General features: G+C 59.0%; 12 protein-coding genes. 6 read left to right on the top strand and 6 right to left on the bottom strand.

The window, feature by feature from the left end; all coding sequences use genetic code 11:
* Window positions 1-89: 89 nt before the first annotated feature.
* The 6 genes from GQF00_RS05940 to GQF00_RS05915 form a co-directional block, all read right to left on the bottom strand.
* Window positions 90-1,994, bottom strand: a complete 1,905-nt coding sequence (locus GQF00_RS05940; RefSeq protein WP_161318239.1) for a TonB-dependent siderophore receptor — start codon at window positions 1,992-1,994, stop codon at window positions 90-92.
* A gap of 176 nt (window positions 1,995-2,170) precedes the next feature.
* Entirely contained in the window at window positions 2,171-3,046 is an 876-nt protein-coding gene (locus GQF00_RS05935; protein WP_161318238.1) for a ketopantoate reductase family protein, read from the bottom strand.
* A 94-nt stretch (window positions 3,047-3,140) separates the two neighbouring features.
* Entirely contained in the window at window positions 3,141-4,091 is a 951-nt protein-coding gene (locus GQF00_RS05930; protein WP_161318237.1) for a response regulator, read from the bottom strand.
* A gap of 81 nt (window positions 4,092-4,172) precedes the next feature.
* A complete protein-coding gene (locus GQF00_RS05925) occupies window positions 4,173-5,717 on the bottom strand; it encodes an MFS transporter (RefSeq protein ID WP_161318236.1) in 1,545 nt (514 codons plus the stop codon).
* 74 nt (window positions 5,718-5,791) lie between these two features.
* Window positions 5,792-6,100, bottom strand: coding sequence for an MGMT family protein (locus GQF00_RS05920; RefSeq protein ID WP_161318235.1), 309 nt, complete (start codon window positions 6,098-6,100; stop codon window positions 5,792-5,794).
* Between the two features lie 132 nt (window positions 6,101-6,232).
* A complete protein-coding gene (locus tag GQF00_RS05915) occupies window positions 6,233-6,994 on the bottom strand; it encodes an SDR family oxidoreductase (RefSeq protein WP_161318234.1) in 762 nt (253 codons plus the stop codon).
* Between the two features lie 130 nt (window positions 6,995-7,124).
* Between GQF00_RS05915 and GQF00_RS05910 the strand changes: the two genes are divergently transcribed.
* The 6 genes from GQF00_RS05910 to GQF00_RS05885 all read left to right on the top strand — a co-directional run bounded on the left by GQF00_RS05910 (window position 7,125) and on the right by GQF00_RS05885 (window position 14,336).
* On the top strand, window positions 7,125-7,802 hold the full coding sequence (locus GQF00_RS05910) for a HugZ family protein (RefSeq protein WP_161318233.1): 678 nt from the start codon (window positions 7,125-7,127) through the stop codon (window positions 7,800-7,802).
* Between the two features lie 321 nt (window positions 7,803-8,123).
* Window positions 8,124-8,414: a co-chaperone GroES gene (gene groES, locus GQF00_RS05905; protein ID WP_035231498.1), complete on the top strand. Its 291-nt coding sequence runs from the start codon at window positions 8,124-8,126 to the stop codon at window positions 8,412-8,414.
* 96 nt (window positions 8,415-8,510) lie between these two features.
* A complete protein-coding gene (groL, locus tag GQF00_RS05900) occupies window positions 8,511-10,157 on the top strand; it encodes a chaperonin GroEL (protein WP_161318232.1) in 1,647 nt (548 codons plus the stop codon).
* A gap of 260 nt (window positions 10,158-10,417) precedes the next feature.
* On the top strand, window positions 10,418-11,020 hold the full coding sequence (rrtA, locus tag GQF00_RS05895) for a rhombosortase (RefSeq protein WP_161318231.1): 603 nt from the start codon (window positions 10,418-10,420) through the stop codon (window positions 11,018-11,020).
* Entirely contained in the window at window positions 10,992-12,698 is a 1,707-nt protein-coding gene (locus GQF00_RS05890) for a DUF3592 domain-containing protein (protein ID WP_161318230.1), read from the top strand. The genes rrtA and GQF00_RS05890 overlap by 29 nt, the downstream gene beginning before the upstream one ends.
* A gap of 87 nt (window positions 12,699-12,785) precedes the next feature.
* Complete coding sequence (locus GQF00_RS05885) at window positions 12,786-14,336, top strand: 2-isopropylmalate synthase (RefSeq protein WP_161318229.1); 1,551 nt, start codon at window positions 12,786-12,788, stop codon at window positions 14,334-14,336.
* The last annotated feature ends 17 nt before the right edge of the window (window positions 14,337-14,353 follow it).

The raw sequence follows: 14,353 nt of genomic DNA, 5'->3' as shown, positions 1-14,353 counted from the left end.
AATTTCAGAAATAGCTCGCGGGCAGGGAGTTTACGTTATTTCCCACTCATTTCGCGTTGCAGCTTGTAGCTTGAGTCTCGAAACTGTTCTTAAAGCTCGTACCCGATCGCGATGCGGTAGTGCCGCTCCGGCAGCGGATAGAGCGTGGTGCCGCCGCTGCTGGCATTGTACACGCCATAATCGGCCACCAGATTGTCTTCCAGATTGTAGACGCCAGCGCGCAGGTAGGCGCCGCGATAGTGAGCGGTCAGTTGCAGATCACTGCTGCGATAATGATCCAGCTTGGTGTATTCGTTGGCCAGATCGCTGTCATAGCGACGGTCACCCACATAGCGGTGACTCAGCTGGGCTGACAGCCATGGCAGGGCCTGCCAGTCGGCGCTCAGGCTCATGGTGTGTTCCGGTACCAGCGGTACGTCATTGCCGCTGTACTGGCCGCCATCGAATCGGGCCTGCTGGGCGCTGGCATTGGCCGTGAGCGTCAGGTCCTCGTCCAGCCGCCAGCGGGAGTTGATGCTGATGCCCTTGTGAAGGGTAGGATCGTCCAGGTTGCGGTTGGTTAACGTAGCCGGGTCGTAGAGGATTTCATTGTCGATGTCAGCGCGCCACAGGGTGAGGGTGGAGTGCTGCATGCCCTCGGACCAGCTGGCGCCGAGTGTGTAGGTGTGGCCGGTTTGCGGGTCGATGGGCGGATTGAAGGGAGACAGCTCGTCCAGATTGGCAATGCGCACGCTGCGTTGGGCGCCGGCGAACAGGGCCAAGTTGCCGGTGAAGGTATAGCGCAGGCCGCCTTCGTACATCTCCCCGTCCTGTTCCTTGTCTTCGCCTTCTCCACGTATGGTGCTTTCCAGCTTTCGGGCGCCGGCACTGACAGACAATTTCGGGGTCAGGCTGATCAGGTTGTGCAGGTACCAGGCTCGCTGATCCTGTTCCAGTTCCCGGTTGCCGAAACTGGTTTTGCTGTTGTAATCGTACTTGTTTAGATCGAAGCCCAACGTCCAGTTGTGCACCGCGCTGCCGGTGGTTAGCTGGCCTTCCAGTTTGGGAGTGAGGCTGTAGCTGTCGATAACGGTGTCGCTGGCATAGCTGCCGGAAACGTAATCGAATTCCTGGTGTTGGCGGCGACGGCTGGCATCCAGCGTCAGGGCGGTGCGATTCGACAGGTTGATACGCAGTCCCGGCATTAGCCAGTAGCTGTCCTGGTCCACTTCGTCCAGCGGGGTATCTGTGCCCTGGGGATCTTCACGGAACGCGTTTTCAGTCGCGCTCACGGATCGACCGCCTGGCAGGCCAAGCGTCTGCTCTTCACCAGTGGCAGTAAAGTAGGCCTGGAAGCCTTCTCCCTGAAAACGCAGGTCGGCGAAAAGGCTTTGGTTATAGGTATCGTTGTTATCCCGGTAACCGTCACTCTCCAGGCCTTGATAAGCCAGCGCACCGTTTATACGGCCACTGGTGCCGGTACTATAAAACTGACCTTCACGGGTGTTGTAGCTGCCCCCGCTGATCTCCATGCCGGCACTTTTCTGGTAGCGCTGGCGGGTAATGATGTTGATGGTGCCGCCGGTGGCGCCGTTGCCATACAGGGCAGCGCCGGCACCGGGCAGGATTTCGATGCGCTCGATGGCGGCAAGCGGAATGCCGCTGAGTTCCGGCGTCCCCAGATCAATACCGGAGAGGCGTCGGCCATTGAGCAGAAGCAGGGTGTTCTGGTTACCGGTGGCGCCAAAGCCGAGCAGATCCACGCTGGCTCCGCCGCCGTTAATGCCATAGAGCTGACTCACCTGCAGGCCGGCCACGGTATCCAGTACCTCGGTCAGATTACTGGCGGGGAGGCTGTCGATCATCTGTCGGTCGATGACCACGGTACCGGTAGGCAATTCACTGGCCAGCTGGTGACCGGTGGCGCCGCTCACTTTCACGGCCTTGATTTCGTTGCCGGCCAGCACCTGGCCGCTGACTATCAGGCTGACAGCCAAAACAAGATTACGCTGCATGGGGTGTCCACGACATTGATGAGTGCCCGCTACGATGGCGAAAAACGGGCGTTAAATCCAGTGGTTAGGTGTAACGGCAGGCAATAAGCCAGGAATTTTCGAGCGATGAGTTGCGGGCTGAGAAAAAAACCGCATCAGCTCGTCCTCGGGTTGTCGCCTTTGCCTTTCGAAACCCGTCAATCGCTCAGGGCATCCACCATGGCCTTGTTCTCCGGGACCTCGATACCCAGCTGTTCCGCCTGCTTGACGATCCAGCCATTGATGGCATTGATCTCGGTGTTGGCGCCGCGCTGTCGGTCGGCGCGCATGGAGGAGGTGTTGCCGGCGGTGGCTTTGGCCACCGCCAGGACATTTTTCAGGGATTGGCCGGGCCAGTCAGGGTCCAGGGCGCTCAGGGTGGCGTCAGCTTCCGCGCAGAGACGCTCAGCCTGCTGATGCAGGTCCGGGTCTTCGAGGATTTGGCCGTTGGGCACATCGTACAAGGCGGTTAGCGGGTTGATCACCGCATTGGCCACCAGTTTCTGCCATTGCGGTACATGAATGTTGTTGGCCCATTGCAGGTTGGGCCAGTGGCGCTGTAGTCCGCTAAACCACGCTGGTTGTGGTGAGTTACCCCCTAGCCAGGTGGTATTTTCGGCCACGATTTCATGGTCGGGATGCTGGCCCTTTACCGCACTGGTGGAAACGGCTTCCAGAGGGGTGATACCGGCAGGCAGAATCCCATCCAGAGCACCCAGCCCATTCTGTAGACGAATGACGTGACTGCCGGCGTGCAGCAAGTGGTTGAGAGGGTCGAGGGCGGTCCGGCTATAGGGCGTTTTTACCGCCACGATCAAGTGATCAATGGGGGCTGCCAGTTGTTCGGGAGCGCGTACTGGCAGAGCAAGAGGCAAGGTTCGGCCATCGGGAAAGTGAAGCGATTTGTTCAGCATCGATGGGCTGTTTGCCTTGATGACGGTGACGGCATGGCCGGCCTGAGTCAGATACCAGGCGGCCAGCGTGCCCATGTTGCCGGCACCCAGCAGATACCAGTGGGGTAGTGGTGAGGTCATGGCCGCATGGTAAGCCAGCTGAAGGACAAAGTCTGCGTCGGCGTGGTTATGGCAGCCGGCGCCAGCCCTGCCGCATCGGGCATAGGCCGTGCATTCAGGCGTTGGCGGCGACCGCCACGATGCGCTTTTCCGTGACGGAGAGCGCCAGCTCCGAGGCAGCCTGCTCAAACATCTTGTCCGCGGGGGTGCTGCCTTCCGAGCAGGCCAGCGCCATGCTTACCTGCAGGCTGATAAAGCCTGCAGCCGTCTGATAGGCACGGTGATTGAGGGTTTCGTACAGGCGCCTGAACCCGGAGGGGTCGCAGTGGTTGAGGTGCGGTTGCCAGGTGACCAGGGCAAACAGATCCGGCTGGATACGGCAGACGCTGTCCAGCGGCCTGACCGACTGACGCAGACGCCGACTGAAGGCCAGTACGCCCTGCTGCATGACTTTCTGCCCGCGTTCTTTCTGCTGGGCTTCAAATTCCTCCAGCCGCAGCAGTAGCAGGCAGGCTGCTCCTCCTCGCTTTTCTGCCTGCTTCAGAGTGTTTTGCAAGGTGCGCATGCCATCCTGGCGATTGCCGAATCCGGTCAGCGGGTCGATCAGGGCCTGACGCTTGAGCTGCCTGTTGAAGGTCAGCATGCGCTGGTAATCGGTTTGTACCCGGTTGTGACGTTGAATAATGCGATCTGCCGCCATGACGCGATGTTGAAGCTGCTCGGTCATTGCGGATTTGGATACGAAGTCGTCCACCCCCTGGTCGAAGGCCTGTTGCAGGGCATCCACCCCTTCCCGGGCCGTCAGCAGTAGCACATAGGTATAGCGGTTGCCGGCTTCGTCGTTCTGGCGAATCCGGCGGGTTAGCTCGAGACCATCCATTCCCGGCATAAGCCAGTCTGCCACCACCAGATCAGCGGGCTGTTGAGCCAGTTGCCCCAACGCATCCTGGGCGCTGTTGGCATGGCGAATGTGGGTGTAGCCGGCGCTAGCCAGCGTGCGGTTGACAACGGCCGCCGAGAAGCGGGCATCGTCCACGACCAGAATATCCATTTCGGCAGAGTTCATCGGCATTCTTGTTGTTTTTTGTAATTGTGAACTATAGCCGGTTTTGTGTTGATTGAAAATTAGGCGAAATCGGCCGGGAAATTATCCCTGAAATGCCCCCTTGCGCTGGATCAGATAGATCAGGCCGAGTACCGGCACCCCCATCAGGCTGGCGAGCAGGAAGAAGCCCGGGTAACCCAGGTTGTCCACCATGCTGCCGGAGTAGCCTCCAATGGTTTTGGGTAGCAGGGTCATCAAGGAGCTGAAAATGGCGTACTGCACGGCGGTGAATGACACATTGGTCAGCTGGGACAGGAAGGCGACAAAGGCGGCGCTGGCCAGCCCGGCACTCAGGTTGTCCGCCGAGATAACGATATAGAGGATGCGGATGTCGTGACCGGCATGGGCGAGCCACAGGAACAACAGGTTGGTGGCCACAGTAAGAATGGCCCCCAGATAGAGCACACGTATCACGCCATGACGGACTGCCAGCAAACCGCCAAGGAAGCCCCCTGCGATCGTCATGAACAGCCCGAAGGTTTTTACCACCGCGGCAATTTCCGTCTTGGTAAAGCCCATGTCTTCAAAAAACACATTGGAGATTACCCCCAATACGATATCCGAGATGCGATAGAAGCCCACGAACAGCAGTATCACAAGCGCCAGCCGGGTGCCGTAACGAAAAAAGAAATCACGCACCGGCTCGATATAACTTTCTTCCACCAGACGCTTCTCATAAAGCGGCGTCAGCGACAGCAGTTTTACTACCGCGTACACCACCCCAAGGGCCAGAGTCAGACGGCCAGCTTCGACAACCAGTCCTGCCAGAGCGCTGTTGTGCACCGCCCCGGCAAGTTGGCTGCGCAACGCCTCCGCCTGAGAGCCGGTGACGACGTACATGGCAACAAAGGTGGAAATACCGACCACAAAGATGCTCAGAAAACGCAAATATTGCTGGCTGGTGTACTCGAATGAGGAGGGTCTGGGATTGTCTGGTTCGCGGATAATCAGGGTGGTGATGGCGCCGACCAGCATGGTCAGGGCCATCACCGCATAGGTGGTTTGCCAGGCGCTGTAACTGTAGGCCTCGCTGGTGGAACCCAGTTGGCTGGCCAGCACCAGGGAGCCGGCGCCGGATGTCAGCATGCCGACCCGATAGCCGGCAATATAGGACGAAGACATCAAAGCTTGCATCTCTATGCCCGCGGATTCGATGCGATAGGCATCAATCACGATGTCCTGGGTGGCCGCAGTGAAACCCAGCATCACCACGGTGAGGGCCATCAGGTTCAGCGCTCCGGGCTGGGTCGGGTCCACCTGGGCAATGGTAAAGATCGACAATGCCACGGCCAGTTGCGAGACCAGCAGCCAGGCCCTGCGACGGCCCAATAGCCTGGTAAGCCCCGGGATGGGCAGGCGGTCAATCAAGGGCGCCCACAGGAATTTGAACGAATAGGCCAGTGCTGCCCAGCTGAAGTAGGTGACGGTGGAGCGGTCTACTCCGGCTTCGCGCAACCACAGGGACAAGGACGAGAAGATCAGCAGCAGCGGAATCCCGGCGGAAAAACCATAGAAGAACATGGTGACAACGCGGGGATGCAGGAAGGCTTTCAGGGGCTGCTGCCAGCTGGTTTCTTGTGGGGGCATGGCGTTTTTAATGGGCTCTTCCGGTGGGCGAAGGGGTCATCATAGACACTTTGTCACCGGGGGGCGATGAGGGTTCAGTTCGCCCACGTCACAAAAAAGCGTTTGCCGACCCGGTCACCGGTGATTGCCACTTTTTCGTCCAGCAGACGCTGGATCTGAATATCCCCGGCTGGTGTGCCCGCCAGTGCAATACGGCCATCGCCGCGCAGTACCCGGTGCCAAGGCAGTCGGGTGTCTTCAGGTAACTGGCTCATCAGCCTCCCGACAAAACGGGCATGGCGGGGAAACCCCGCCTGTCGGGCTACGGCACCATAGCTGCTTACCTTGCCGACTGGGATGGCGGCAACGATCTGGTAAACCGCGTCTTTGAATTCATCGTTCATGAAGAGAAGCTTCAAGCCACAAGCTTCAAGCTGCAAGGGGGAAACGCCGGATGCCGGCGTAAAAAGGGCAAGCCCGAAGGCTTGCCCTTTGGGGAGTCCTGCACCTCATGCAGACTCACAGCTAGTAGCTGCTTAACGCAGGCCGCCATCCATATCGATACAACGACCGGTGAAGTAGTCGGTCTCGAAAATGAAGGCCACTGAGCGCGCGATGTGCTCGGCTTCGCCCAGGCGACGCAGCGGCACGGCCTGCACCAGACGCTCGCGGGCTTCCGGTTTCATGGCTGCCAGCATGTCAGTGTTGATGGTGCCCGGGGCGACGGCGCCGGTACGGATGTTGTAGCGGGCCAGCTCCTTCGCCCATACCTCCGCCATGGCGGCAACGGCGGACTTGGCGGCAGAGTAGTTGCTCTGACCGAAGCTGCCGTGACGGGCCAGGGAGGAGATGTTCACGATCACGCCTTCTTCGGTGCCCAGTTCCAGCATCTTGGCGGCGGCTTCGCGGCCACACAGGAAAACGCCGGTCAGGTTCACGTCGATGACTGCCTGCCACTGCTGCAGGCTCATCTTGCTCACCACTTCACCGTCCTTGTACTTCACCAGCAGGCCGTCGCGGGTAATGCCAGCATTGTTCACCAGACCATGCAGGGCGCCGAAATCGTTGCCCACGTTGTTGAACAGGGCTTCAACTTCTTCTTCTTTGGCCACGTTGGCGATGTAGGCGCGGGCGTCGCCGCCGGCTTCCTTACAGGCGGCAACGGTGCCGTCCAGGTCTTCCTGATTCAGGTCGACACAGGCAATGCGAGCGCCCTTGCTGGCGAAGTAGGTGGCGATGCCGCGGCCCAGGCCACGACCGGCCCCGGTGACAACAACCACTTTCTGGTTCAGATCCATGGTGATTCCTTACACTGTCGGTTCACGATGAAGGCGATTATGGTGGTCGGCCCCGGCAAGACCAATGACCGGATTGCTCAGGGCCCCGGTAAAGCGGGGAAAATCGTCAGGATTACGCAAGGAACCGGAGATGGATCAGACAACACAGGCGCAGGCTTTCCTTTACCAGCATGGTCATGCAGCCCTGGCTACGGTGGATTCCGGTGGTCGTCCATTGTCCACGGCGGTGAATGTGGTGCCGGATGGTCAGGGTAAGCTGATTCTGTTATTGAGCGACCTGGCCGAGCATACCGTCAATATTCGTCATAACCCGGCGGTCTCCCTGATGTGGGTGGATGAAGTACACAGTGACTGGCAGGCTGCCGAGAGGCTGTCGGTGACAGGCGTTCTGCAACCGGTGGCCGCCGAAGAGGGTGAGCGTTATCTGCAAGTGTTTCCCCACATGCGCGATTACCTGCAGCTGGATTTTCATTTCTTTGCGCTGAGCCCGGAAAAAGCCCGCTGGATTCCCGGCTTCGGCAAGGCCGCCTGGCTGGATGCCGAGGCCCTGCTGCCTGCTCATGGTTGGGATCTGGGCCGGGAGCTGGGCATGGTCGAGCACATGAATAATGACCATGGCGATGCCTGTGATCATTACCTGGCCCTGTTGGGGTGTCCCGGTGAGGGGGCCATCATGCTGGCGGTGGATCCCTGGGGCTGCTGGTTGTTGCATGAAGGTCAGTTGCGCCGCCTGCCGTTTCCTGCGCGAGCCGAGGATGCGGTTCAGGTGCGCGAAACCCTGGTCGCCCTGGCCCGTACCCGGGTGTAAAAGGCCGGGAAAAGATTGCTGTGGGGGCGTGGCCGCACGCGAAATCCATACGCGACCACTTTCCTGTGCAGGCACGCTGCCACTAAAAAGACGACCAGCGACCGCCATCACGCTTTTTTTACGGCCAGCCCCCTTGAAACCCCGCCACTCGGCCCCATTCCTGAGCCCGCAGACAGTTGGCAGAGAGCTCGTTCTGGCTGTTGACTGCGCTGTCATCATTACTATGATTAGCACTCTGCTCGTTAGAGTGCTAATTCGGACTGTCGAGCCCCCTCAAGGCGGGCTCGGGTGTCATCAGAACTAACTGGGAGTTTAAGGAAAATGAACATCCGTCCTTTGCATGATCGCGTGCTGGTTCGCCGTGAAGAAGAAGAGACCAAGTCCGCTGGCGGTATTGTGCTGCCCGGTTCTGCCACCGAGAAGCCGTCTCGTGGTGAAGTGATCGCTGCCGGTAACGGCAAGATCACTGACAACGGTGACGTGCGTCCGCTGGACGTGAAGAAAGGCGATAAGGTGATCTTCGGTCAGTACGCCGGCAACACCGTCAAGGTGGAAGGTGAAGAGCTGCTGATCATGAGCGAATCCGAGATCCTGGCGGTCATTGAAGGTTGAGGGCTGAAGGTTAAGCGCCCAAGCCAATCGCTGGATCCAGAACACAACGATCGCCCGGTAACGGGGATTAACAAGATTTCGCAGAGGTAAAGAACAATGGCTAAAGAAGTACTGTTTCGTGATGAGGCCCGTGCCCGCATGGCCAAAGGCGTCAACATTCTGGCTGACGCTGTAAAAGTAACCCTCGGCCCGAAAGGCCGTAACGTGGTACTGGAAAAATCCTTTGGTGCGCCGAACATCACCAAAGATGGTGTGTCTGTGGCCAAGGAAATCGAACTGGAAGACAAGTTCGAGAACATGGGCGCCCAGATGGTGAAGGAAGTGGCCTCCAAGGCTAACGACGAAGCTGGTGACGGTACTACCACTGCCACCGTACTGGCTCAGGCCATCGTCAACGAAGGCCTCAAGTCCGTTGCCGCTGGCATGAACCCCATGGACCTGAAGCGTGGCATCGACCGTGCCGTAACCGCCGTTGTCGAAGAGCTGAAGAAACTGTCCACTCCCTGTGAGAGCACCAAGAGCATCGAGCAGGTGGGCACCATCTCTGCCAACTCCGACAAGTCTGTAGGTGAAATCATTGCCCAGGCCATGGAGAAAGTGGGGCAGGAAGGTGTGATCACCGTTGAGGAAGGCCAGTCTCTGCAGAACGAGCTGGAAGTGGTTGAAGGTATGCAGTTCGACCGCGGTTACCTGAGCCCTTACTTCATCAACAACCAGGAAAAAATGCAGGTAGAGCTGGAATCTCCCTACATTCTGCTGGTGGACAAGAAGATCTCCAACATCCGCGAACTGCTGCCGGTACTGGAAAACGTTGCCAAGCAGGGCAAGCCGCTGCTGATCATCGCTGAAGATATCGAAGGCGAAGCGCTGGCCACCCTGGTGGTGAACAACATGCGCGGCATCATCAAGTGCTCCGCTGTGAAGGCGCCGGGCTTCGGTGACCGCCGCAAGGCCATGCTGCAGGATATCGCTATCCTGACCGGTGGTACCGTGATCAGCGAAGAAGTGGGCCTGAGCCTGGAAAACGTGTCCCTGGAAGATCTGGGCACGGCCAAGAAAGTGAACATCGACAAGGAAAACACCACCATTGTGGATGGCGCTGGCCAGCAGGCTGACATCGATGCCCGCGTTGAGCAGATCCGTCGCGAGATCGAAAACTCTTCCTCTGATTACGACAAGGAAAAGCTGCAAGAGCGTGTGGCCAAGCTGGCCGGCGGTGTTGCCGTGATCAAGATCGGTGCTGCCACCGAAGTGGAGATGAAAGAGAAGAAAGCCCGCGTTGACGATGCCCTGCACGCCACCCGTGCGGCGGTAGAAGAAGGTGTGGTACCGGGCGGCGGTGTTGCTCTGGTACGTGCCCTGGCCAACATGGGTAACATCGACGGCGACAACGAAGAGCAGAACGCCGGTATCGCCATCGCGATCCGTGCCCTGCAGGCGCCGCTGCGCCAGATCGCCTTCAATGCTGGTGCCGAAGCCTCGGTGATTGTCCAGGAAGTGCGTAACGGTTCCGGTAACTACGGCTACAACGCCGCTACCGGTGAGTACGGTGACATGCTGGAAATGGGTATCCTGGATCCCGCCAAGGTAACCCGTACCGCACTGCAGGCCGCAGCCTCCATCGCTGGCCTGATGATCACCACCGAAGCCATGGTGGCTGACAAGCCGGAAGAGAACGCCGGTGCCGGTGTCCCGGATATGGGCGGCATGGGCGGAATGGGTGGCATGGGCGGCATGATGTAAATCACGCCGGTCATTCGACCTCCCCAAAAGCCCCGCCTTGCGCGGGGCTTTTGTTTTTAACGGTAGCTACAAACTTCAAGCTGCAAGCTGCAAGCTACAAGGCACGAGAAGGGCATAGCCAAATCTGCTGGCCGTGCCCGAGAACCGGGGTTGCCGGCGCGGCTGGAAAGTCTGCCGTGCGGTAACGATCAAGGGCCGCGTTGTAGCTTGCAGCTTGTAGCTTGTGGCTTAATGTCCCTTCATGTTTTGCCGGACTCCCCATGCAACCCAGAGACAAAAAACTGCGCCCCCAATTCATTGCCTTTGCGGTGGTGCTGGCGGTGCTCGGCTTCGCGCATCAGTGGGTAAATCCGTGGCTGGCATTTGATCGTGCTGCCATCGACAACGGGCAGGTGTGGCGGATTTTCACCTGCCATCTGGTGCATCTGAATCACTGGCATTTGTTGCTGAATCTGGCTGGCCTGCTGCTGTGTGGTTATTTTTTTGAAGACCTGCTGGACCGATTAAGGTTCTGGGCGTGGTTGCTGTTCTGTGGTGTAACAGCCGGATTGGCGCTGTATTTTATTGATGATCAGCTGGTCCACTATGTGGGTTTGTCAGGGATTCTGCATGGTTTGCTGATACTCTGTCTGTTGCTCGGATGGCGGGGTAATCCGGTGCTGCATTCCGTGGTGCTGGTGGTCATTGTAGGGCGGCTGGTCAGTGAGCATTTGCCGGGCTATGACGTGGATTATCTGCAAGGGTGGATAAACGGACGGGTGTATGTGAACGCCCATCTTTATGGTGCCATCAGTGGGGTGGTGCTGTGGATTCTGATTCTTGGGGGAAGCAGGTTTGTCGGAAGAAGGGAACAAGCAGAATAAAAAAGGCGGCATTGGTGGCTACCTGTTTGGAGGGATTTTTCTGCTCGCCGGGCTGGCCGTAATGTTTTTTGTTGCCGTGATTCCGGTGGCCAAATACATGGAGTCCGGTAGTTGGGAGCGGGCGCCAGCCACTGTGCTGAGCAGCAACCTTAATTCCCATCGCTCGGATGGCTCGACCACGTATAACGTGAGTGGCAGTTACCGTTACCGATATAACGGCGTGGAGTACACCAGCAATCAGGTCAGCCAGTACAGCGGATCGGACAATTTTGGTGATTACTGGCAGCAACTCCACCGCAAGTTGTCGCGTGCCCGTGCAAACAACCGGACCATTCTGGCCTGGGTGAATCCGGATGATCCTGCGGAGGCGTATCTGGATCGCACGTTTCGCTGGGGCTCGGTGATTTTCGGGCTTGTCTTTGGCGGTATTTTTGCGCTGGTGGGTGGCGGGGTCATGTTCCTGATGCGACGCGGCAGCAAGGACCCGGCCATGGTGTCCGAGACCGGTTTTTACAGCAGCCGCGAGAAGTCCGGCCACTGGCTCATGGTGGGCTTTGGGGCTGTCTTCATTCTGTTGCCGTCTCCTGCCTATCTGGAAGTGTGGAAAGAAGTCAGCCGCGGTGACTATATGATACTGGTGGTGCTGCTGTTCCCGCTGGTGGGCGCCGGTATTGCCTGGGCCGGCTGGAAGATGCGCCGCAATTACCGGTTTTTTGGCCCTACACCGTTGCAGCTGGATCCCGAGCCGGGTCAGGCCGGTGGCCAGGTGGGCGGCACGATCCGGTTTGGCCGGGCCATAGGGCGAGACAGCAATCTGGATATCTGGCTCAGCTGTATTCGTGGTCGTGAGAGTGGCTCCGGCAAAAACCGCAAAACCGTGGAAGATGTGCTCTGGCAGACCGAGCAGCGGGCTTACTGCGTGCCCCGGCAGTCCGGCACCGACATCCAGTTCTGTTTTGATGCCCCGGCGGATCAGCCCGCCACCCGTGGCAGTGGTCGCAACTACATTCGCTGGCGGGTGGAGCTGGAAGGCACGGTGGAAGGGCGCAAGCTGAGCCGCAGCTGGGATGTGCCGGTGGAAGCGGGCAATGGCGCCAGCCGGGTGCAGTTGCCGGAATCCCATGTCATGGCGGACCAGCGTGAGCGCGAACTGGAAGCGGTGGAGTCGGCCAGTGAACAGATTCGTGTTGAACAGACCGGACAGGGGCTCTATCTGGAAAGTCGTCCCGGCCGAAATCTGGGCATGAAGCTCGGCATGCTGTTGTTTGGCGGTATCTTTGCCGGTGTCGGTACAGGCTTGTTTATTGCGGCCGCATCACAAGGGTTCATGCTCTATTTCATGGGCAGTATTTTCGGACTGATCGGGTATTTGATCGTCTTCAGCAGCGTTTACACCCTGGCCCGGGGGCTGCAAGTGTGGATCCGTGGCAGCGAAGTCCGGGTAGTGCGTCGCTGGCTGGGGATACCCGTCTATCGGCGTGAAGGTCGTCTGCTCCGGGCGGAGCAGGTGGTGCTGAAATCCGGCATGAGCAGTACCAGTAATGGCCGCAAGACGGAGTACATGACCTTGCAGGCCGAAGTCGATGGCAAGGTGTTGCGCCTGGCCGAAGGCATCAAGGGCCGGGAAGTGGGCGAGGCATTGCGTGAGGCGGTGCTGCGAGCCCTGCGACTGGTGTAGACTAAGCCCATACGAATACTCCGGTTTGTGAGGAGCATCTGGCAGCTCTTCCGCCTGGCTGTAGCCCTAATTTTGCGAGAGACCCCAATGAGCAAAGACCGCCTGATTATTTTTGATACCACGCTCCGCGATGGTGAGCAGAGCCCGGGTGCCACCATGGACCAGGACGAGAAATTGCGTATCGCCAAGGCGCTTGAGCGGATGAAGGTTGACGTGATCGAGGCCGGTTTTGCCATTGCCAGTCAGGGTGACTTCCTGTCGGTAAAGGCCATTGCCGATACCGTGCGCGAGTCCACCATCTGTTCCCTGGCCCGGGCCAAGGCAGGGGATATCGACCGGGCGGCGGAAGCCCTGGCCGGAGCCGAATCAGGACGTATTCATACTTTCATTGCTACCAGCCCTATCCACATGCAGCACAAGCTGCGGCTGGAGCCGGATCAGGTCATTGAGCACGCGGTGGCGGCGGTGAAGCACGCCCGCAATCACATGGGCGACGTGGAGTTTTCCTGTGAGGATGCCGGCCGCTCCGAGATCGATTTCCTGTGCCGCATTATCGAAGCGGTGATCGACGCCGGTGCCCGTACCATCAATATTCCCGATACCGTGGGCTACGCCATCCCGGAACAGTTCGGTGACACCATTGCCCAGCTGCTTGCCCGCATTCCCAATGCCGACAAGGCCGTCTTTTCCGTACACTGCCACAACGACCTGGGGCTGGCGGTAGCCAATTCCCTGGCTGCGGTTCAGGCCGGTGCCCGGCAGGTGGAATGCACCATCAATGGCCTCGGTGAGCGGGCGGGCAATGCCTCACTGGAAGAGATCGTCATGGCGGTGCGTACCCGTCAGGATCTGTTCAATGTGGACACCGGCATCAATGCCCTGGAGATTGTGCCGACCTCGAAGATGGTGTCGCAGATTACCGGTTTCCCGGTGCAGCCCAACAAGGCCATCGTGGGCGCCAATGCCTTCGCCCACGAATCCGGTATTCACCAGGACGGGGTGCTCAAGCACCGCGAAACCTACGAGATCATGTCTGCCGAAGATGTGGGCTGGCATACCAACCGGATGGTGCTGGGCAAGCACTCCGGCCGTGCTGCGTTCCGGGCCCGTCTCGACGAACTGGGTGTGACCTTCGCCTCCGAAGCGGCCATGAACGAGGCGTTTCAACGCTTCAAGGATCTGGCCGACAAAAAGCATGAAGTCTTTGATGAAGACCTGCAGGCACTGGTCAGCGACACCAAGAAAGCGGCCGAGGATGAGCGGTTCAAGCTGGTCCTGCTGGACGCGACTGCGCGCACCGGAGAAACGCCGGAAGCGCGCATCGTACTGACCATTGATGGCAAGGAGCAGGAAGCGACCGCCACTGGCGCGGGGCCCGTTGATGCCGCGTTCAAGGCAATCGAGTCTATGGCGGCCAGTAACAGCACGCTGCTGTTGTACTCGGTGAATGCCATTACCGCGGGTACTGACAGCCAGGGTGAAGTCACCGTGCGGCTGGAAAAGGGCGGCCGGATTGTGAATGGCCATGGGGCGGATACCGATATCATTACCGCGTCTGCCAAGGCCTACCTGAATGCGCTGAACCACTTTGCTGCGGGACTGGAAAAGGCCCACCCGCAGGCAGCGGATGGAGTCTGAGAAGCATGCCAGGAAGA

Origin of the sequence: Alcanivorax sp. DP30 (genome assembly GCF_009882945.1) — a bacterium.
Classification (GTDB): domain Bacteria; phylum Pseudomonadota; class Gammaproteobacteria; order Pseudomonadales; family Alcanivoracaceae; genus Alcanivorax.
Note: the sequence above shows the minus strand (reverse complement) of the source record. Positions and strands in the feature narration are given on the sequence as shown.